Raw genomic sequence first — 19,821 nt, forward strand, 5'->3', positions numbered from 1 at the left:
CGTCCCGCCCGTCCAAAACGGACGGGCGGGACGCCCATCCCACACTAACAATTAAAATTGTAAGTTATTTAATTCGCGATCCTAAGTGGACTGAATGATACAAGAATCTCTGCCCTTCTAGGGCCCAGAGTTGTCAAATTAACAGCCTCCCAGCGTTCCGCGTTTTTCTGCAAACTTCGATCGGGGGGCGCGATCGAAAACGCTTGATTTCACATGAGAGGAGAAGCCTCTGTCCCTGGGAACCCTAGCCTGGTTAGCGCTAGGTACAGCTACTGTATAGTCCATTTCGTCCCTCTCTACACCACCGCCTGAGAGGATTTCATCTACTGTAATCTTTTTCAGGGAATCCGGGTCTACACTGTGAAAATTTTCCCAAAAATTTTCCTCAAATTCTTGATGGTTTTCCATACCGACCGCCATTTAAAAAAGTGACTCAATAAAAAATTACTAAATATAATATATCCTCAAACAAAGCATCGAGCAATACCCAAAATTTATTTTTAGCTATGAACTCTATGTGTTATTCTGAGTTGGGTAAAAGCTGTTTCTGCTTAGACCGCGATCGCCCCCTTCTAAAATTTAGAAATTTACACTCTAAAAATTGACATGATTACTGTTGCACTTCCCAAAGGCGGATTGTTAGGAGATAGCATTCGGCTGTTTAAATCGGTTGGATTAGACTTCAGTGCTTTTCTCGATTCCTCGAACCGACAACTTCAAATTTATGACCCAACAGGCACTGCCAAAGCTTTGCTAGTAAGGACGCACGACGTACCTGTTTATGTGGAATACGGTCAAGCGGATTTGGGGATTGCTGGCTATGATGTTTTGCGGGAAAAAAAGCCGAAAGTTGCCAATTTAATTGATTTAAATTTTGGCAAGTGTCGGCTGTCGGTGGCGGTGAAGGAATCTAGTTCTTATCGACGAACTGTGGATTTGCCTCCTCACGGTAGAGTTGCTTCTAAGTTCGTACACTGTGCTAGGGAATATTTTCACAATTTGAATTTGCCGGTGGAAATTGTGCCGCTTTACGGTTCTGTGGAATTGGGGCCGATTACGGGTATGTCGGAGGCAATTGTTGATTTGGTTTCGACTGGCAAAACTTTGCGAGAAAATGGTTTGGTGGAAATTGATGTTTTGTTTGAAAGTTCGGCTTATTTAATCGGTCATCCTCTGAGTTACCGTTTGAATGCGGGGGGTGTGAATGAGTTGATCGGGAAGTTGAGAGAGCAAGTTTTGACGACTGTTTGATGCGAACTCCAATTAGAGTAGACTTATTGGATAAATCTTTAATTGATAGGGAAAGCACAAACGCAACGCAGATACAATTCACTATAGTTAGCGACTTTTTCCAGAGTTCTAAACTATTGTGGGGAGTAGGGGTTGGGCTTCTAGCCCGCCCTAAAAGTTAAATCTTTATGAGCTAGTATTTGCCGTAAGAAATAGGACTGAAATCCTCAGTACGAACTGGTTCTATTTAGTTGATTTCTGAGCGCTTACTTACAGGTATAAAACCTAGTTTTTCTTGGCAGCGATTTATATAAAAAGTGACGACTGTATCAGCCGGGTTTTGCTCTATTAGTTGCTGAAAATATCCCAAGGCTGCGACAAATCTTTCGGATTGCCATCCTTGAATTCCTTTGTCAAATAAAACCTGGGTAAGCAGCTTTACCTCGGAGTCGGGACTGGAGGCGCTCCAGATTTCGTAGATTTCAATAGCTTGCTGCTTGCCGCGCGGGGTTACTCGATCGATCCAGCGATAGTAATAATTGTTGCTGGGCAAATGGCTGTCAGCAGCAGTCGCCCCAGAAGTATAAATAATACTCTCCTGTGTTTCCACTTCTAAGTCGCACTTTAATAATAGACTTTCTTTTGAGTGGGAGTTGGAACTTATGCCATTTAGAAATTCTCTCGCATGAACAATGGCATTTTCGCTAACAATAATTTGGCAGCCGTATATTTTAGTTAAATTTTCTAACCGAGAAGCTGTATTTACCACATCGCCGATGACTGTAGAATCCATGCGACGATCGGAACCTAAAGTGCCGATCATGCCGATACCTGTGTTAATTCCCGTACCAATATTGACGGGAAATTCTAAATTGTATTTGTGGCGACTGGCATTAAATTCTTGCAAAGTTTCTTGCATTGCTACTGCGGCTTCGATCGCATTCATGGCGTGAGAATTTGGCTTGTCAAATACTGCCATGATTGCATCGCCTAGGTATTTGTCAATAAACCCGCCGTGAGACGTGATGCACTCGTTCATTTTAGTAAAAAAAGCGTTCAACCATTCAAAAGTCTCGCGAGCTTGTTGAGATTCGGCGATCGCAGTAAACCCGCGAATGTCGCAAAATAAAACAGTCAGCTCTTCTTCTGTGGCATTGCCCAACTGAATTGATTCTATTCCTTGCGGCGCAATTCGTCCCAGAAGTTGCTCTGGCACAAATAGCTGAAATTTTTCTGACAGATATTCGTTGGCTTCCCAAGCTGCGGCAATTTGGCGTTTGCTTTGTTCTTTTACCTGCTGGTGGAATTGGGAAGATACTGCTTGCGATCGCATTTGACTCAACTGCAAAATATTTTCGACTTTTGCCAGCAACAAGCGACTGTTAAAAGGCTTTGTCAAATAATCATCTGCCATCATTTCTAACCCTTTGATGCGAGACATATCATCATCGAGGGCCGTCAAAAAAATCACCGGTACCGTTTGCAATGCCGTATCCTTCCGCAGGATCTCGCACACATCAAAACCGTCCATCTCCGGCATCATAATATCTAATAAAATTAAATCAGGTCGAGAGGCGCGGGCGAGGGAGAGCGCTTCATCGCCAGATAGCGCTGATACTGTAGCGTATCCTTTCAGGTGCAATAACTCTTCCAGTAAAGTCAGATTAGCTGGCTCGTCATCAACCAACATGATGCAGGGCGACTTGTTTGACATGGAATATGATATAATATTATATTGAATTTAGCTCTTGAGTTGCGCGTGGGGAAGCTCGAAAACGGGTTAATTGGTATATTTCTCCTTACTAAACTCAATATTTTTCGTAGGAACAGGCTTTCGGAGGCAAGTGCGGGCAAGTCATATAGATATTTATCTAATCTTGAGTTTAACCTTTCTTGTTATCAATTATCATAAATGGCAGTGCTGGAACTGCAAATAATTATTGTTAGCCGAGAAAAGAACGGACAGTTGCGATCGTCAAATTCAAATCCAGTGGCTTGCTTAAATAAGCAGAAGCGCCAGCTTCCAAACATCGCTGACTGTCACCGGGCATCGCCATCGCCGTCACCGCAATCATCGGTATCGACTCCCAGACAGGATCTGCTTTGACTCGGCGCATCAACTCAAAGCCGTCCACATCCGGCAACTGAATGTCCATCAAAATCAAATCCGGCAGCAACTCCGGGGCAGCAGAGGCGGCGAGAATACGATCGGCCATTGCCTTCCCATCCGCAAGTATCTCTACCCCGTACCCCTCCAATTCCATCACCTCAGAAATTAACATTTGGTTAAAAGGCTGGTCTTCGACAACCAAAATCCGCTTGCTGCCAATTGGTAAGGCAATCGCAGAAGCAGGAACTAACTTGGTATCCAAAGCACAAGAAGCAAAGTTTCCCAACTGTTGACGCATCTCCGTCAAAGGCAGCCAAACGCGGAAAAGACTTCCCCGATCGCAAACAGATTGAAAAGAAACAGTTCCCCCGTGCAATTCTGCCAAACGCTTAGTCAAAGCCAAACCCAAACCTGTACCTTCGTGGCGCCTAGTCAGGGAAGAATCTACCTGTTGAAAAGGTCGAAATAGCAAGTGCCAGCGGTCTTGAGGAATGCCGATGCCGGAGTCTTCCACCTCAAAACAAAAATAAGGAGTGCTGGCATTTACAGGAGAACAATCCGGCCGGTAGTCGCCGTCTATTTCGCTGCCGTAGGCCAGACGCCCGCTGAGTTTAACTTGTCCCTGTTCGGGGGTAAATTTGATGGCATTGGAAAGTAAATTAATCACAATTTGTCGCACTCGCCGTTCGTCGAGCCAAACTTTAGTAATACGGTTGTCGAGTTCTAAAGACAAACCGATCCGCTTTTTGTCTGCCCGTGGCTGCATCATTTTCATACAGTCTGTCGCCAGTTCTTGAACGCGAACAGGCTGTAAGTTGAGTTCTACTTTCCCGGCTTCAATTTTAGAAAGATCGAGAATATCGTTGATTAGCTGCAACAAGTGCTGGCCGCTTTTTTCGATCAGTTCTACATAGTTGATTTGTCGATCGCTCAACTGTCCGGCCGTTTGCCGCAGCAGCAAGTCAGAAAAGCCGAGAATGCTGTTGAGAGGCGTCCGCAATTCGTGGGACATTGAGGCTAAAAACTCGGATTTCAACTGAGAAGAATACTCTAATTCTTCGTTAACTTGGCGCAAGTTCTCTTGTGTCTGAGCCCGCTCGATCGCCGCCCCCAGAGTCCGGCAAGCAGCTTCGAGTACGTCTTGGTGGACGGCGGCTTGCAGTTTTTTGATGTTGCGGGACTCCAGCGTCAGCACTCCGATGATTGTGCCGTTGGTAGCTGCGATCGGAAAAATACCGAGTTGTCCGATTCCCGGATGGCGAAATTCCGGCACGGCATTGGGATGTTGGGCATAATCCTCGACAAACACAGGTTTACCAGTTTTCACCACTTCCCACAGCAAACCGATGCCGTAGGGAATGCCTTGGTCGAGCAATTCTTGCATTCCTGCGACTACTGGTTCCCCGTAAGTAGCCAAAAATTGACTAGAAACTTGGTTGCAAATCCCCGACGCTTGGCGATCGTTTCCTTTGCCGTTAATCACCTTGACATCTCCGAAAGCTGCATTCATTGCCTCTACTAAATAGGTGAGGGCAAACTGACCTATTTCTTGCAAACTGTCAGATTTTTGCAGGCGTTCGGTTAAACCTAAAAGAAAGCTCAGACGCCTGACTTCTGCGTTCAAGCTAGCTTGGGAGTTTCGGTATACCGTAACGTCTCTAAAGGTAAACAGCCGTCCGCCGCTGTTGGTAATCGTGGCGCACACCTCCAAACAAACCGCATTGGATTGCTCGAAATAAAATGATAAACTTTCATCCTGAGATTTTTCGAGTGCTTGCTGAAACTCTTGCCACTGCTGAAGGGACAAGTAACCCCGATCGACAATTTCCGCAAACAGCAAGTGGCACTTCGGCTTTGTTTCCAGCCATTCTGGGGACAGTTCCCAGATTCCCGCCAATTTTTTGTTAAACAAAACTAAGCAATCAGACGAGTCGAACAGAGCGATCGCATTGTCTACTTGATTGAGAATCAGTTCTTGGTCTGCCCTCAACTGGTGCAAGTCTCTCTCCATTTTCTCTGTGTGTGTAGCTCTTAGTTTCGTTGTCATAACTTTCTACAGATATGGCAAGAGTTATTGTATAACCCCTTACTTAATCTGACATAACTTTACGTTTTTTGGCAGTGAGGGCGATCGATCTGCCTTGTGATCTGAGACACTTGCTAGTTTCGGAGGGCGATCGCAGCCACCTTTAAACTGCGTCGGCTACACTGCTTAATCATCAGGCAATAAGGAGGGAAAGCATGATGAAAGAAGCAGAATCTTTTAATAACAATACTGTCGAACTTGAGGGCATCTGACTTGAAACTATTGTGTCCAACCCTGTGCTAAATTGACCCATCATAATAAAAACTAATTCCACTGATAAGAAATCAGTATATAGCAATCCTAAATAATTTGTGAATTTCTTACGGACTCCCAGCGCGTTCGGAGAGGGTTGGGGTGGGGTAAAAAAATTACGACTTTTGCAAGAATTGCTATATGTCAAAATGCAATCATGACTTTACCCTTAAATTTTATTAGCAATAACTTGATGATTGGGGTTAACTGGTAAAGCAAGTGTTGGATTCAAAAACCTAGGCATAAGGCTCGCTCTAAGCACCCGGAGAAAGTGATATCAGTTTCAAAAAAGCAACTTTAGGCTCGCGATCCCAACCCATACAAAATCAGTTATTCCCCATAATTTAATCTAAAATTGTGCGACTGAGCGCTCACGCAGAAGTCGAAAATCTACGAGGGTATGAGTTATGACGATCGCACTTATGAGTAAGGTGTGCAGTGCACACCCTACAAATGTGAGTTAAGCTAATCCGCATTTAAATTGCAGAGTCAAATAAATCTTTACTCTTATGGGGAGTAGGGGTTGGGCAGGAACTCCCACACTTAACATACAATTTAAATGCTGTACAGGTTAAAGCGTAAGTATGCTTAATGTTTCTTAGGATTTTTCGGAAAAGGAATGCCCAAACTTTCGTGAAAAACAACCTGAGTTTTATAAGTCAAGCGCCGGTTAACTTGTTTGATGATTTTTTCCAAAAGCGCATCGCCGGTTTTTTCTATTAAAGGTTGAGACATCGATCGAATAAACTTGGGAAAGCAAACCCCCACAGCCAAATCCAGCTTCCAGGTAGTAATGGTAATCACAGGCGGCAGCTTAGCACGTTCCGATCTCGGCCAATCGGCGGCAAACTCCTGAGACGGTATCTCCCCTAGCTTCATTGCCGATCGAAAATCCACTTCATACCCAGGCGAGGTATAATCGGGAACCGGAATAGTCTTAATCAAATAGCAGCCTTCAGCATCCGGCGGCAGCAATTCTAAACCAATTCTCGCTTCAACGCGGTAGCCAAAAGCCCCAAAACGCCCGATTAATAAATCATAGCCGTTTTCTCCGATCGGCTGGGCCTTCATCGGCGAAGCGCACTGGCAAAACCAACTCTTGTGGTTGTTCAAATGCTTCGCCACCGTCTCCGCATCGGCGTACATCTCCATGCTGTCTTCAAAATGCGTGTGAAACCAAATCGGCTCAACTTCCTCTGGTGCATCCGCGCTTCCACTTTCGGGCTGTCGGAAACTCGCATCTGGGTAGTAATTTTCGTCAGAAGCTTCAAAAGTTTGATATTCAGCGGAATCTTGCTTCATTCTATACTCTCCTGTAATACGCACCGGTCGGGTTGGGGATGTGTTAAGGGAGTTTCCTCCCTACAATTGAGAAATTGATAGCAACAAAACTTACCCTAGTTCAGCATAACTCGACATATGAAAGCATTTGTAGCAGGAGCCACAGGTCAGACTGGCCGCCGAATCGTCGCAGAATTAGTCAAGCGAGGTATTCCCGTGCGCGCCTTAGTCCGAAATCTAGAGACAGCTAGACAAATTTTACCACCGGAGGCTGAGTTAGTTACAGGGGATGTATTAAATGCGACTTCCCTGGGCAATGCCATCGGCGATAGTACGGTATTGCTGTGCGCGACAGGGGCGGCCCCTGGTTTTGACCCGACAGCGCCTTACAAGGTGGATTTTGAAGGTACTAAAAATTTGGTGGATGCAGCTAAGGCTAAGGGCATTGAGCATTTTGTGCTGGTGACTTCTCTGTGCGTCTCTCAGTTTTTTCACCCGCTGAATTTGTTCTGGCTGATTCTCGTTTGGAAGAAACAAGCCGAGGAGTATTTGCAAAAAAGCGGCCTAACTTATACGATCGTCCGTCCGGGCGGTCTCAAAAATGAGGATAATTCAGATGCGATCGTCATGACTGGTGCGGACAAAATGTTTGAGAGCAGCATTCCCCGCACCAAGGTAGCCCAAGTGTGCGTGGAGGCGCTGTTTCAGCCGACTTCTCGCAACAAGGTTGTGGAAATTGTGGCGAAGTCGGAGGCTCCGCAAAAGAGTTTTGAGGAGTTGTTTGCCAGTGTGATTTGATTGAATTAGGACGCACGGGTGCCCAGAAACCGGGTTTTTTCACGAAAATACCCGTTGCAGCCAGCACAAAGGTAAAAAACCCGGTTTCTTTAGGCCCAGGTAGCGAACAAAGAAACCGGGTTTTTTTACCGAGATTGAGGGTTTTAGGCAAGTTTTTGGTTAAAAAACCCGGTTTCTGGGCATCAGCGCGCAAGTCCCATCAGTACAAACCGCAGGGGAATTGCCAGTTTTCCGATCGCCAAATCTGGCAAAATCTTAATAGTTTTACCATTCGCCCTTAAACTTTCGTTCTCCCAGCATGAAAACTCTCAAGTGGCCAGCTTGGTTCCCCTATCCGATTTCGTGGTTAAGGGCATTTGCTCTCGCTCAGAGTTTTAGTTTTGTCCTTCGCAGGGGCATTCCTTTTGTCAGCGACAATATCGGCTTTCTGACTCTACTGCTGGCGGCTTGGCTGATTCAGTTGCCTGTGTTCTTTGTTTGTCACTTTTTAGCAGTCAAAATCTTAAATCCCTTACTAATTATGCTGCCGGGGCGCTTTCGCGTTGCGCGCAAGTTCAAGCGCCGCCATACGGGTATTCGATCGCACTTGCGAGAAGGCTTGAATGCTGTTGTAGTGATTTTTTTTGCATTTAATCTGTCGCTGTTGGTGCAACTTTCGATTTTTTATTGGCCCGCGCGATCGATCGATCCGGCTCAATTACTAACAGGAATATCTACTCTGACAAATGTTGCCGTAGCCGGTGAATTAGATTTCTGGCTGATTAAATTGGCGGGGGTTTTATCGAGTCTAACGCTGGTAGCCGCGCCGCTATATCAATACGATTTTCGGGTGCGCCGGATGCGGGCGGCCCGAAAATTGGCCGAAATTTCGGAAATGGAAATGAGTTGGCTAGAAGCTGAGAAATTGAGCCGTCGCAAAAGAGGTTTGCTGAGGCGAGCAGAGATTCAAATCCTCGGATTTATACTTTTAATCGGCGCTGTGATTGGCGGCGGTGTTTTTTTGGTTGACAGTTTGCGGGGAAATCAGCAGTTGTCGCAGTCGGTAAGCGGGCGGGGAAAATTCCCGCCGCTGGCTATTAAAACGGGCGATCCTTATATTCGGGCGCTGATGCGTACTATTTCTGCTAGCGAGTCGAATGTTGCTCGCCCTTATCACGTTGTTTACGGTGGCAAATACATATTAGATTTGAGCCGCCATCCTGACTGGTGCGTGAAGATTGTTAATGGCCCGAATCGAGGCAGGTGTACTACCGCTGCGGGCAGGTATCAATTTCTGACTACGACTTGGAAGGAGAAGGCTAAGCGCTATCAGGCGCGTCGTGCTAATTTTTTATTCTGGGAAGATTACAGTTTTGAACCAGAAGATCAGGATGCTGTGGTTTATGCTTGGTTGAGCGATCGCAAGTTTTGGAAAGCTGATATTCCTGAGATGTTGCGGCAGGAAAGATTAACTGACGTGTTGCGGATGCTTTCGGGAACTTGGACGAGTTTGGGATATGGAATTGAAACCAATTCTATGAGTTCTCGTTTGCCGAAAGTCTACCGGGAAATGCTGCGGGAAGAATTGGAAAATGCTGGTTCTTAGGGAGTTAAATGTTGACGGTTGACTGTTAAGTGTTAACTGTTAACGGTTAACGAATGTTATTGGTTATTAACAAGGCAAAGCGATTAAGAAATAACCACTAATAAGTCACGAATAACTAATCCTTCAATTTTGGTAAAAATGCTGTCAAACATTTGTACAATTCTAATCCCGGCCCTGCTTGCAGGGGATAAAGCCTGTCGAAATTAATGGGGTTTCCCGGTGCTAATTTCCACTCGGTTTTCTGTGCTGTTTTTGGGGAAATTTCGATCGCTACCGTGATGTTAATAATGTTGTTGTGCTGGGGGATGCCCCGGAAGCAGTAACTTTTGCCCGTGCGTTTGTCTGAATCGCTGCCGGTGATGTATCTGGCTTGTTTGCGAAATTGAATTTCTCGAAAAGGTCGATCGATCGCAAAGGAGTCTCGGTAGCGGTAGTCTCCATCGCGCAAGCTTTCGACAGTCGGCCTGATTTGACTTATAACTGTTGCTGCACTAAGAGTTAGCATCATTGATCCGGGTTCCTCTTGTGAAATCGGTGATTTTGGTTGCTGGTGTCTGTGTCGTCGTGGGCGGCTGAAACAAACCCGCCGTGTAACAAATTAATAAAAGCCCTTAAGCAGTTTAAGTTGATCCCTATCTATCGTGAATAATTATTTCATGCTTTCATCTCTGTTACCTATCTGAGTAATAATAGAAACATACAGCAAGCCGTGAGAAAATTTACGGGCGCATATTTAGGGATTAATTGACGATACTGCGAGGATACTGCTATGTTTGGCGTGACGCGAGAAACACAAAATTTAGGGCGGGTTGAAACCGGAAATTCCCAACGGCGAGGCTCTTTCACCTCTGCGTCTAAAAGTACCCGTATTCGGCTATCTCGAGTTTACAAAGATGAGGCTCTGGTGTCGGCTGCGCTAGCGGGACTGCCAGCTCTTTTGGCATCCCTGGAAAGCTTTCGCGAGGAGTAGAACCTGGCATTTTCTATTGCTATATATGGCGCGTGGATGCTTGTGATAGCGGCGGCCAACCGAGCAGGGGCTGTTTTGATTGCACCTAAAATCCTCCTCGATTTGAGTAGAGTTTTGCTGTGCTGAACTATTGCAAGACTCAGAAACCTGGTTGTTTATACAAAAACATTTTTACAGCCCTTTGTTATGGTATGAAAAATGGTATAAAAACCAGGTTTATTGGTATGTGTCCGTAAGTCTTGTGTTTACAAAATTTATTTGTCAGTGTCATCCGGTGCGATCGATGCCTCTACCTCTTGGGAAGAACGGCTTAACATAGAGTCGTGCAGGTGTTCGCTGTGCTGCCGTTCTTGAGCCATTAATTCTCTGGCTTTTTCTTCAGCAATTCCCTCCCCATGTGTTTCTAGCTCGTGGGAGGAACGATTGAGCATAGATTCGTGCAAGTGTTCGCTATGCTGCCTTTCTCGTGCAATTAGTTGTCTAGCTTTTTCTTCAGCGTTCATGAGTAGTATCTCCAATTGTTTGTTTGAAGTGATTCTTATATTAAGATGCCACAATTCGAGGGTAAATGTAGCAAGATTAACATAAAATTTTACAAATAATTGTATAAAAAAAATTGAGTTGGCTGGCGGTGGGTATCGGGATCGGTGGTTGCTGAGCTAATTATTGCCAGACGCCGGAAAAGATATTCTTGACTGCGATCGCAATTCGATTTAAGTCTTCCTTCAGCAGCGGTGGCCAAGAAACTCCTCTGCGGAGTCCAGCTTCAAATTGCTGCAAACCTTCTACTGACAGTAAATGCAGTGCCGAGATTAATTGTCGATCGAGCATTGGAGATTCTTGCAGACTCTCAAACAATATTTTTAAAGCTAATAAAATCGATGTCACCTGTCCGGGTACGGGCGGTTGACCTTGTTTGAGACGCATCAGGAAGGCGTCGGGATTTTTCTTGGTTTCCAGGGCGGTTCCTTGGTCGATCAGAAAACTGCGGGCTGTTTTGTAATCCATTTGACGTGCGATCGATCGGAGTGCAATTAATTAGCTGGTATTATATCACTTTTTGTCTCGCTCAAGTTGGTAATATATTTCCATACAGGCTAAACTACAGCTACTGGTGAGGTGCGCCCATAAGCAGGCTACAGCTACTGATAGAGGGGTAGCATTCATCCCACAGTCGCCTTGAGCGAAGTGAAACGGACAGGGAAAAATAAAACAATGGCAAAACACCCAGGAAATAGCAGAAAATCCAAGATTTATCGCTACTTGTGGCTGCTTTTTTTGTGTCTGAGCTTTCTGTTAGTTCCGCTCATCAAAAAAATAGCAGCCGATACGCCATTCCCCCCACCCGCTCCTATTGAAAATAATGCTAGTTTTGGAGCAAGGATTCAAAGGACGATGGGGCTACTTGCTGCTAGCACTCCAACAGACCGCCGCCAAGTGCGTATCCTATTCTACGGTCAATCCATCACAGAACAAGATTGGTGGAAAGATGTAGTGAAGGATTTAAGACAGCGATTTCCCAATGCAGATTTGATTGTGGAAAATCGGGCCATCGGAGGATTTGGCGCCCCGATTTTAATCCGTCCCAGCGAACACGATTTGTATCCTTTTTATCCAGACTTGCTAATTTTTCACGTCTACGGAGGCGGTGAAGATTACGAAGCCATAATTGCCAATGTCCGCAGCCGCACTGCTAGCGAAATACTCTTGCATTCAGACCACATCGACTGGATGCCGACCGACAACAGCGACGATCCAAATTCAGTCAAAAGATACGAATGGCACAACACTCATTCTACTCAATGGCTGCCGGAGTTGGCCGATAAATACGGCTGCGAAATCGCCGAAATTCGCGAACCTTGGCGCAGGTATTTGAAAGACAATCGCTTGCAGCCACAACAGCTATTGAGCGACAGCATTCACCTCAACGATTGGGGAAACTTTCTCCTAGCGGCCCTGATAAAACCGCATCTGCAATACAAGCCAAATTCTCCTCAACCGCCGCAGGATTTAGTAAAAACCTATACGGTTGGCAGGGATGTTAAGTGGCAAGATGGCAAGTTGGTTTTAGAATTTGAAGGAAATAGAATAGATGCGATCGCCGATAAAACCTTCAACGGCAAGGCAATTTCTGCTATAATTGCGATCGACGGCAAAAAACCCTCAGAATTTCCTGAACTTTACAGCATCACCAGACCTAGCGTTACTCTTGGCGTCGGTTTGCCGGCCATCATCCAAATATCCAGTCAAAAACCGCTAATCGTCGAAGATTGGAAAGCCATAATCACTGAAATTAACAGCGACGCCAGCAAGTTTAAATTTGACGTTATAGGTTCTAAAACAGGTTACGACGGCAGCGGTACAAACGACGAAATGTTTGTCTCAAACTCTGGCCGCGTCGTGATTGAACCGAGAAACTGGTGGCTGAAAAATTCTTATGAAGAGTCTAAAAAACCGACGCCTAAAGGCTTTGAAATTTCCTGGCAAGTGCGACCAATGTTTGTTGATTCATACGTTCCTCCACAAATTACAGATTCAAGCCGCGAGTATTCTACAACATTGGCTCAGAATTTGAGCAACTCCAAACACACCCTCGAAATCGTTCCCGAAACAGATGGGAAAGTTCCAATCCAGGCAATTCGAGTGTATCGCCCTCCTTTCTCCTTCTCCAATCTACCATCTGAAGTTGAGAGTTTTAAACCGCAGATATCAGCGGATGAACACGGATGAACGCTGATGCAATTTTATCGGCGTTTATTTGCGTTCATCTGCGGTTTAAAAAATCTTCATGTTATTTTATAGCAATCCTGGTGGCACTCGGGTTGATGATTGTTCAAACCCTTAATATTTAAGCATCTTGACCAAGAATTTCTTGATAGTACCCGCCACGTGATTTATCCATGGAATCAATCCCAAATCTAAAATCTAAAATCCTTGCGTCCCCCGCATTTATCCGTGGGGTCAATCCAAAATCTAAAATCTAAAATCTAAAATCGAATGACTCCTGAATCCTGCTATAATCGCCAAGATTATCAACCTTTGAGCATCCTCAACTCGTGAAATATCAACAACGATAAAAAGAAATCTGCTACAAAAATCAACACCCAAGAAGTTACCACCGCCGCCGTTGCAGCTTGGCCTACTCCTTTCCCTCCGCCCACCGTCGTCAATCCCCAACCGCAACCGACAAGGGCAATTATCAACCCAAAAATAAAACTTTTAATCACCACAGTTACTAAATCCCCAGGCCCCAAAAAAGTCCGCACCGATTCCAAAAATACCGACGGTTCCAAATTATAAAAATGAACCGCTACAAATAGCCCGCCCAAAATTCCCACCGCTACCGCAAAAATTGTTAAAATCGGCAGCATGATGCAGCAAGCTATCACCCTCGGCACTACTAAATAATCAACCGGATTTGTTCTTAACATATACAGGGCGTCTATTTGTTCCGTCACCTGCATTTCTCCTATCTCCGCCGCAAAGGCCGAACCTACTTGTCCCGCCACCACGCCCGCCGTTAAAAGTGGTGCTAATTCGCCACAAAATGCCACCGCAAACGCACCTCCCATCGCCCCAACTGCCCCAAACCGCACCAATTCTCTGGCTGATTGAAATGTAAAAATCATGCCGCCAAAAAAGGCTATTAGCAGCACGGATCGGAAAGAATCCAGGCCTACTGTTACTAAATGTTCCATGATTTTGCGACGGTCAATTTTGCCTTGGAGTATGCGTAGCAGCACTTGGCCCCCCAGGAACAACGTCAAAAAAAACCGCTGAAACCACCTGTTATTGAAGGTTTCATCTAAATGTCGATCGCGCTTTTCTTGGTATTTCTTAACCACTGACGGAGGGCTCGCGATTAATTGCAAACAGGGCGAAGCACTGCTAAATAGAGATTTTCGGCAATCCTACAGCAATTATTGCACGATTTGTCAACATATATTTTTTGTCTCTGGGCCCTGCGGTTGGTGGGTTAGACGCGGTTTAAGATTTATTTATTGGTGACTTAACTTAATCGCCGCGCCCAACCCACCCTACAATATGACTAAAATCTAAAATCCTAGGACTACGGGAGCAAGTAACAAGTCGATAAACTTATCTAACTGTTCATTATTCTTTTCGGCTTGCTCTTTGCCAATTCTCAGCAAATCTGATATTTTCTCTTCCGAGGCATCATCAATCTGCAGCGGTTGTTCGTGGCTCAAATCGGGAGTAATTCTCAAATATTGATTCGGTTTTTCAACCGCATCATAAATTTGAATTAGTTGATAATTTACAGTTTCAGCAACTCCCGTCATCATGATATTAATCAAAGGCTCTACCCACTCAATTTGACCCCAATTTTTTACTTTTTCGTAGGGGTATTTTTTCTGAGCTTCTCCGGTTCCCAAGGATAAAATTACCATATCTTTTGCTTTCGGGCCTCGGTAGGAGTCATTGTCAGGAATTCTGAATTTATTTCTAACTTCTGCATAAGCACAAAGTGCGGGATTGTTGGCGAATACTCCCCCGTCAATTAAAGCGTAGCATTCATTGCTAAAAGAATAGATTTTAGAAGCCTCAAAATAAGAGGGAGCTGCCGATGTGGCTCTGGCGATATCTCTAATAAAATAGTCTTCGGCTGGATATTCTTTAGCATCTATTTGATCGAAAAAGTGAGCTTTTCTCCTTTCGATGTCGTAACTGGAAATTAAACAAGGTTTTAGCAGTTCGCTGAGTTTGCAATCTCTAAAATTTTCCCAAAATAATTTTTCTAAGGGCTCGCTGGGATATTTCTCATCTCTCACACCATTTAGAGATCTGACTTTTTGCCACAATGAAGTCTGAAAAACGTCGCGGCCACTCTCAATCGAAAAATTAACAGCGTCTTGGGCTGCCCACCGAGGCCTGCTGGGATTTTCGGCATCGGGACACAAATAGATGCAAGTTAAAATTCCTCCCGCACTCGTTCCCGCGATTAAATCAAAATAGTCAGCTATTCTCGCATCTGGGTTGCCACTTTTCTGTTGCAGCTTTGACTCAACGCTAACTAAAACTTGCGCGGGAATAATTCCTCTAATTCCGCCTCCATCTATGGATAAAATTCTGGTATATTTCGCCATAATTGTTGCCTATTCTGAATATTTTCTCGTTTGCTAATCTCAAATCCCCAAGCCTCCGAATCCATGCACCGCTTAATCTAAAATCTAAAATTTCAAATCTAAATTTAATTGGCGGGCTGCGATCGTATAGCGAAAAATGTATTCTACAATTTCTACGTAATTGTAGGCGGCGGCTGGCGACTCTGCCCAGACTGTAATGCCGTGATCGCGAATTAACAAAGCGGGTACAGAGGGCGCACAAATGGCAAAGAATTCGCAAATTTCCTTGGCTATCTTAGGGACTTCTAAATAATTTGTAAAGAGGGGTATCGACACTTGCGGGTTTTCCTCCCACACCCCCAAACCTTTCACCATTTCGATCGCCGGTAAAGGCACTGCATCTCCTGCGGTTAGCCGAGAAACTAAATTTGCCTCGATGGAGTGGACGTGATAGCAAGCTTTCGCGTCTGGAAAACAATTGTAAACGGCTAAATGAATGCTGGTTTCGGCAGAAGGGCGGCTGTCGGCAACAGGTTGCTCGACAATTGCGCCGTCTAAGTTCATTCTGATAAAATCTTGTTCAGTTAACTGCCCTTTCGCGCGGCCACTAGCGGTAATCCAGAAACTGCCATCTGGTAAGCGGGCTGAAAGATTGCCAGCAGTCCCAACCATCCAACCGCGATCGTAAAAATGTTTGGCTGCTGCAATTAAATCCGATCTCAAATCGCCACTCATTCTTTACAAATCCTCAATTTTTAATCTACTTTTTACGTTAATAGGAATTGCGCCGATCTATCTAAAAGTAGGGTGTGCACTGCGTACCTTATATCAAATCCAGTAGCATCGGACTTATCTGCACGGGGGCGGGTTTATTATATTGTTTATTATGGGCAATTATTGTTGGTGAACCCGCCCCTACAAAATTTAACATCATACAATACCGATGCAAACGGAATTTATATTACCTGAGAAAGGCGATAGTTTCAATTCCATTTTTGGGACAAATTTTCCAACACATCAAAAAAATTATCCCATTTAGTATAAGGCTTTTGTTGTTCGTCTAGATACTCGGCAAGCCGATCGCGCGCAAACACCGACGAAGCCTGCAAAGCCATATTAAAATCCGTCAGCGAATCTCCGATTGCCACCTGTTCCTCGGCCGGGTGCTGGCCCATCACCCGCACCTTAGACACCAATTCCTCATCTCCTTCAAACTCAGAATTGACTTGCAAGCGAGGGCCACTAGCGTCCACATCCACAGCGTAAATAACCCTCGCCCGGTGTACCAAATCGCCCATTACCGTCTCTACCATAATCCGAAGACCGCCGGAAACGATCGCAAAATCTACCTTTTTTTTGTCCAAAAAATCCAGCAATTCCACCAATCCCGGCCGCATCAGCCTTCCCCTAGAAAATTCCACAATTTCCCCGTAACGTTCCGAGGGAATAGACTCTAGTAACTGTCTCACTCCCGATCGCAAACTCAGCCTTCTAGCGTAGATTTCAGGCATCAGTTGAGACGACAGTTCCGGTGCGAAATGCTTGAGCATTGCCACAAAAGTTTCTTCAACAGTTATCGTGCCGTCAAAGTCGCAGAATACCACCCGTTGCTGATTGTTCGGGATTGAAGATTTTTGCTTGTCATCGGTCATTGTCAGTCGCACCTTTCGAGAACGGGAAAAGTTTACACAATTTATCCTACACTGTCGAGCGATCGAGCGCGACTGCCCAAAACTAATAGTGACGCGCTGTTTGTTGGCAATTTCCCGCAGGATTTTATGCAGATTCTTCGAGAGAATCTTCATCTTCCAGGGAATCTTCATCTTCCAGGGAATCTTCATCATCCAGGGAATCATCCAGGGAATCTTCTACCTCCTGCTTTTGGTTTTTTGTCTTTTGGGGGTTAGACTTAGCCGGCAAACAGATTAAATTATCATCCTCAGTATTAATCAAACCTTTCGATCGCAACTTACCCATCAGGCGCGTCACCGTCACCCGCGTTGAGCCAATTGCGCTGCCAATTTGAGCGTGAGTCAATGTCCAAGGCAGTCGGTAGCCCCGAACCACGTCTGGTTCGCCGTCACCTACGTAAGGTTCGCCGAACTCTTCGATCAACAAAGTGAGAAATCCCAGCAGTCGGTCGATCGTGCGGCGCTGTCCCAAAGTGCTCAGCCAGAGAAGTTTCCGCTGGTGTTGGTAGCGAAACGCATCCAAAATTTCCCTGCGAAAGTGAGGCCAATTATCCAAGTCGTGCCAGTACATCCACACTACGTGAGTTTGATCGGCATGAGCGTAAGCTTGGAGAGTAAACGGAGACTGAGCAACCAGTTCAAAGGGCTGACCGGCGCCAACGAAGCCCAAAAAAGCTTCTTCTGTAGTTTTGTCAGCGGATTTTGACTTCCCCGCAGCAGCGCTAACTTGAGCACTGCCTACGAGCCGCACAGAACCTTTCTGGACTAAATACAGCAGTCCGGGTCTTGCGGGAATCCGCTCGTCTTTGCTAAAAGTCCGGCAGCGGTAGTGTTCCTGGGCCCAGTCGATAATTCGCTGCCAAGTGATAAAAGGTCGATCGATAGTCTCTACAGATGTGGAAGTTGATTGCATAAGTGAGGCTCTGGGATATATTTAAGAGTGAGAAAAACAGCTTCTGCCAGCAGTGCGATACCAAGTGAGACAACCAACCCCCGATCGAGCTTGCACGCTTCTTAACTGTGCTGACTTTTCTTAGTTTTACCGAAATATTTAATGTAGCAAAAAATACATCAAAATGGTATAGTTCAGCAAAAAATTTGTCGTAAATTATTGTATATTTAGCAAAAAAATCGCTAGAAAGCCGATTAATTCGATGTAGCCTCGTCCGGGGGAGCCGATCGACTATCTCTGAGATCAGCAGTTTAACGTACAAGAAAAGTGCAAGCGGTAACAGTCGATCGTTGCTCTTACGGTAGGATGAGCCGATATGGATACAGCAAATATGGAGCAGTGCCCGGAAGTTACAGTGAAGTGTTTCTTGCTTTCCAGGTTCCAAAGGGCGATCGGCCAGCAAGAGGCACTAGGGAAAATTCCATTAAATCTCATAGGTGGCACCATTCTCAAGAACGGGCAAGATGCCCATTCCACAAGAGATGAATTTGTTCTCAAGAACAGGCAAGATGCCTGTTCCACAACAAGTGAATTTGGTTGTGGGGTGGGCATCCTGCCCGCCCAAGATGCCTGTTCCACAAAGAGTGAATTTGATTTTGGGGTGGGCATCCTGCCCGCCCATAAAAAGCTTATTGAGAATGGTGCAATAATTCCGTTAAATCGGAGTAAAGATAGCGCGCGGCTGCTGTACCTGTCTGCGATCGCCCTGAAATTGGCTAAAACTTGGCAGCAGACACCGCAGACAATCGCGGCCGAGTTGGCCGAAACACTCCAACCGCTGTGCTACCCGGATTTCGCAGTTAAAGTCGCGCCGGCGGGAATTATTGAGTTGGAGTTGACTGATGCAGGTTTAGCCGTCTGGTTGCAGCGTTTAGCTCAAACGAACCTCCCAGTTTCAGAATCTAAAATATTATCTTCTGTTGTATGTGCCGATCGACTGTTTCCCATTCAGTACAGCCACGCGCGCTGCTGTTCCCTGCTGCGAATGGCCCACCGCGATCGGATAATTGCGATCGCCCAGCCCGATGTCGCTACAGCGCCGCAAATTTGGTCGCTGGCGAGTCCAAATCCTATCCCTTGGATTGACGAGGGCGATCGACTGCGGTTAGTGCATCCAGCAGAACGCCGTTTAATATCCCAACTGTTAACAGTGCTAGACAATTTATATCCTAATTTTGAGGTAAAAAAACGCGAACAACCTGTCAATTATTTCAAATTAGCCAATAGTTTGAGCGAAGCATTTCAGATTTTTTACAGCCAGTGCCGAATTTGGGGAGAAGTTAAAATAGAACAGCCACAACTCGCCCAAGCTCGATTAGGTTTAATATTAGCAACTCAATCTTTGCTGCGATTTATCCTAGAAAATTTGTTTAACGCTATTGCTCCTTTAGAACTTTGAATTAGTCAGTATAAAAAAGTAAAAAATAACATAAAATTAAGTATTTTACTGTATTTCGGCGCTGGTTTCGGGCAAGTTTAATTTTTGAAATCGCAGTGAGAAATGAGTTATTTTTGCCCGCTTAAACGAATTTCCCACAAATTGCGAAAACCCGTTATATTATGTCCGGTCGATTCCCTCCGCTTCGCTTCGCCCAAAATCATGTAGGGGCGGGTAAACCTGCCAATATCTGCCAATAATTGACAATCTCAAAAACCCGCCCCGGCCGGAATATTATGGTCAATCGATCGGACATGATATTACTCTTTAGGATCGCGAATTAAATAACTTACAATTTTAATTGTTATTGTGGGATGGGCGTCCCGCCCGTCCTTTTTGGACGG

Annotated in this window: 17 protein-coding genes; 5 read left to right on the forward strand and 12 right to left on the reverse strand. The window is 45.2% G+C overall.

Annotated features, from left to right (window positions below; genetic code table 11):
* Nucleotides 1–138: 138 nt before the first annotated feature.
* Nucleotides 139–408, reverse strand: coding sequence for a hypothetical protein (locus QUB26_RS27980; protein ID WP_333246494.1), 270 nt, complete (start codon nucleotides 406–408; stop codon nucleotides 139–141).
* Between the two features lie 198 nt (nucleotides 409–606).
* Between QUB26_RS27980 and hisG the strand changes: the two genes are divergently transcribed.
* Nucleotides 607–1,251, forward strand: coding sequence for an ATP phosphoribosyltransferase (gene hisG, locus QUB26_RS27985; protein ID WP_333246496.1), 645 nt, complete (start codon nucleotides 607–609; stop codon nucleotides 1,249–1,251).
* A 226-nt stretch (nucleotides 1,252–1,477) separates the two neighbouring features.
* On the opposite strand, the gene QUB26_RS27990 is transcribed toward hisG, so the two are convergent.
* The 3 genes from QUB26_RS27990 to QUB26_RS28000 all read right to left on the reverse strand — a co-directional run bounded on the left by QUB26_RS27990 (nucleotide 1,478) and on the right by QUB26_RS28000 (nucleotide 6,980).
* Nucleotides 1,478–2,944: a response regulator gene (locus QUB26_RS27990; RefSeq protein WP_333246498.1), complete on the reverse strand. Its 1,467-nt coding sequence runs from the start codon at nucleotides 2,942–2,944 to the stop codon at nucleotides 1,478–1,480.
* Between the two features lie 229 nt (nucleotides 2,945–3,173).
* Nucleotides 3,174–5,387 (reverse strand): ATP-binding protein, encoded by a 2,214-nt coding sequence (locus QUB26_RS27995; protein WP_333246500.1) that lies wholly within the window; start codon nucleotides 5,385–5,387, stop codon nucleotides 3,174–3,176.
* An 879-nt stretch (nucleotides 5,388–6,266) separates the two neighbouring features.
* Nucleotides 6,267–6,980 (reverse strand): DUF1997 domain-containing protein, encoded by a 714-nt coding sequence (locus QUB26_RS28000; RefSeq protein WP_333246502.1) that lies wholly within the window; start codon nucleotides 6,978–6,980, stop codon nucleotides 6,267–6,269.
* A gap of 117 nt (nucleotides 6,981–7,097) precedes the next feature.
* Between QUB26_RS28000 and QUB26_RS28005 the strand changes: the two genes are divergently transcribed.
* Both QUB26_RS28005 and QUB26_RS28010 read left to right on the forward strand, forming a co-directional pair.
* Complete coding sequence (locus tag QUB26_RS28005) at nucleotides 7,098–7,757, forward strand: NAD(P)H-binding protein (protein WP_333246504.1); 660 nt, start codon at nucleotides 7,098–7,100, stop codon at nucleotides 7,755–7,757.
* 298 nt (nucleotides 7,758–8,055) lie between these two features.
* A complete protein-coding gene (locus QUB26_RS28010; RefSeq protein WP_333246506.1) occupies nucleotides 8,056–9,342 on the forward strand; it encodes a glycoside hydrolase family protein in 1,287 nt (428 codons plus the stop codon).
* Nucleotides 9,343–9,457: 115 nt separating this feature from the next.
* On the opposite strand, the gene QUB26_RS28015 is transcribed toward QUB26_RS28010, so the two are convergent.
* The 3 genes from QUB26_RS28015 to QUB26_RS28025 form a co-directional block, all read right to left on the reverse strand.
* Complete coding sequence (locus QUB26_RS28015; protein WP_333246508.1) at nucleotides 9,458–9,850, reverse strand: hypothetical protein; 393 nt, start codon at nucleotides 9,848–9,850, stop codon at nucleotides 9,458–9,460.
* Between the two features lie 716 nt (nucleotides 9,851–10,566).
* Entirely contained in the window at nucleotides 10,567–10,815 is a 249-nt protein-coding gene (locus QUB26_RS28020) for a hypothetical protein (protein ID WP_333108562.1), read from the reverse strand.
* A gap of 160 nt (nucleotides 10,816–10,975) precedes the next feature.
* Nucleotides 10,976–11,320: a Dethiobiotin synthetase gene (locus QUB26_RS28025; RefSeq protein WP_333170930.1), complete on the reverse strand. Its 345-nt coding sequence runs from the start codon at nucleotides 11,318–11,320 to the stop codon at nucleotides 10,976–10,978.
* A gap of 207 nt (nucleotides 11,321–11,527) precedes the next feature.
* Here QUB26_RS28025 and QUB26_RS28030 point away from each other — a divergent pair, with 207 nt between their 5' ends.
* Complete coding sequence (locus QUB26_RS28030) at nucleotides 11,528–13,042, forward strand: SGNH/GDSL hydrolase family protein (RefSeq protein ID WP_333320609.1); 1,515 nt, start codon at nucleotides 11,528–11,530, stop codon at nucleotides 13,040–13,042.
* A 302-nt stretch (nucleotides 13,043–13,344) separates the two neighbouring features.
* On the opposite strand, the gene QUB26_RS28035 is transcribed toward QUB26_RS28030, so the two are convergent.
* From QUB26_RS28035 to QUB26_RS28055, 5 genes are all read right to left on the reverse strand, one after another.
* Nucleotides 13,345–14,157: an MlaE family lipid ABC transporter permease subunit gene (locus QUB26_RS28035; RefSeq protein WP_333053101.1), complete on the reverse strand. Its 813-nt coding sequence runs from the start codon at nucleotides 14,155–14,157 to the stop codon at nucleotides 13,345–13,347.
* A 210-nt stretch (nucleotides 14,158–14,367) separates the two neighbouring features.
* Nucleotides 14,368–15,417 carry a patatin-like phospholipase family protein gene (locus tag QUB26_RS28040; protein WP_333246512.1) on the reverse strand — a complete coding sequence of 350 codons (1,050 nt, stop codon included), beginning with the start codon at nucleotides 15,415–15,417 and terminating at the stop codon, nucleotides 14,368–14,370.
* Between the two features lie 84 nt (nucleotides 15,418–15,501).
* Nucleotides 15,502–16,131 carry a methylthioribulose 1-phosphate dehydratase gene (mtnB, locus tag QUB26_RS28045; protein ID WP_333320611.1) on the reverse strand — a complete coding sequence of 210 codons (630 nt, stop codon included), beginning with the start codon at nucleotides 16,129–16,131 and terminating at the stop codon, nucleotides 15,502–15,504.
* 248 nt (nucleotides 16,132–16,379) lie between these two features.
* The gene (locus QUB26_RS28050) at nucleotides 16,380–17,240 is read right to left on the reverse strand and encodes an HAD-IB family phosphatase (RefSeq protein ID WP_333320613.1); all 861 of its coding nucleotides are present in this window, start codon (nucleotides 17,238–17,240) and stop codon (nucleotides 16,380–16,382) included.
* Nucleotides 17,173–18,000: a Crp/Fnr family transcriptional regulator gene (locus tag QUB26_RS28055; protein ID WP_333320615.1), complete on the reverse strand. Its 828-nt coding sequence runs from the start codon at nucleotides 17,998–18,000 to the stop codon at nucleotides 17,173–17,175. Before QUB26_RS28055 ends, QUB26_RS28050 begins: the two co-directional genes overlap by 68 nt.
* 355 nt (nucleotides 18,001–18,355) lie before the next feature.
* Here QUB26_RS28055 and QUB26_RS28060 point away from each other — a divergent pair, with 355 nt between their 5' ends.
* Nucleotides 18,356–19,438, forward strand: a complete 1,083-nt coding sequence (locus QUB26_RS28060; RefSeq protein WP_333246521.1) for a DALR anticodon-binding domain-containing protein — start codon at nucleotides 18,356–18,358, stop codon at nucleotides 19,436–19,438.
* Nucleotides 19,439–19,821: the final 383 nt, after the last annotated feature.

The organism is Microcoleus sp. B4-C1 (assembly GCF_036705285.1).
Lineage (GTDB): Bacteria > Cyanobacteriota > Cyanobacteriia > Cyanobacteriales > Microcoleaceae > Microcoleus.

Excerpts from the sequence above, each read along its gene's own strand:
- QUB26_RS27980 (WP_333246494.1), bottom strand. The coding sequence starts at position 408 with ATGGAAAACCATCAAGAATTTGAGGAAAATTTTTGGGAAAATTTTCAC.
- hisG (WP_333246496.1), top strand. The coding sequence starts at position 607 with ATGATTACTGTTGCACTTCCCAAAGGCGGATTGTTAGGAGATAGCATT.
- QUB26_RS27990 (WP_333246498.1), bottom strand. The coding sequence starts at position 2,944 with ATGTCAAACAAGTCGCCCTGCATCATGTTGGTTGATGACGAGCCAGCT.
- QUB26_RS27995 (WP_333246500.1), bottom strand. The coding sequence starts at position 5,387 with ATGACAACGAAACTAAGAGCTACACACACAGAGAAAATGGAGAGAGAC.
- QUB26_RS28000 (WP_333246502.1), bottom strand. The coding sequence starts at position 6,980 with ATGAAGCAAGATTCCGCTGAATATCAAACTTTTGAAGCTTCTGACGAA.
- QUB26_RS28005 (WP_333246504.1), top strand. The coding sequence starts at position 7,098 with ATGAAAGCATTTGTAGCAGGAGCCACAGGTCAGACTGGCCGCCGAATC.
- QUB26_RS28010 (WP_333246506.1), top strand. The coding sequence starts at position 8,056 with ATGAAAACTCTCAAGTGGCCAGCTTGGTTCCCCTATCCGATTTCGTGG.
- QUB26_RS28015 (WP_333246508.1), bottom strand. The coding sequence starts at position 9,850 with ATGATGCTAACTCTTAGTGCAGCAACAGTTATAAGTCAAATCAGGCCG.
- QUB26_RS28020 (WP_333108562.1), bottom strand. The coding sequence starts at position 10,815 with ATGAACGCTGAAGAAAAAGCTAGACAACTAATTGCACGAGAAAGGCAG.
- QUB26_RS28025 (WP_333170930.1), bottom strand. The coding sequence starts at position 11,320 with ATGGATTACAAAACAGCCCGCAGTTTTCTGATCGACCAAGGAACCGCC.
- QUB26_RS28030 (WP_333320609.1), top strand. The coding sequence starts at position 11,528 with ATGGCAAAACACCCAGGAAATAGCAGAAAATCCAAGATTTATCGCTAC.
- QUB26_RS28040 (WP_333246512.1), bottom strand. The coding sequence starts at position 15,417 with ATGGCGAAATATACCAGAATTTTATCCATAGATGGAGGCGGAATTAGA.
- mtnB (WP_333320611.1), bottom strand. The coding sequence starts at position 16,131 with ATGAGTGGCGATTTGAGATCGGATTTAATTGCAGCAGCCAAACATTTT.
- QUB26_RS28050 (WP_333320613.1), bottom strand. The coding sequence starts at position 17,240 with ATGATGAAGATTCCCTGGAAGATGAAGATTCCCTGGAAGATGAAGATT.
- QUB26_RS28055 (WP_333320615.1), bottom strand. The coding sequence starts at position 18,000 with ATGCAATCAACTTCCACATCTGTAGAGACTATCGATCGACCTTTTATC.
- QUB26_RS28060 (WP_333246521.1), top strand. The coding sequence starts at position 18,356 with ATGGATACAGCAAATATGGAGCAGTGCCCGGAAGTTACAGTGAAGTGT.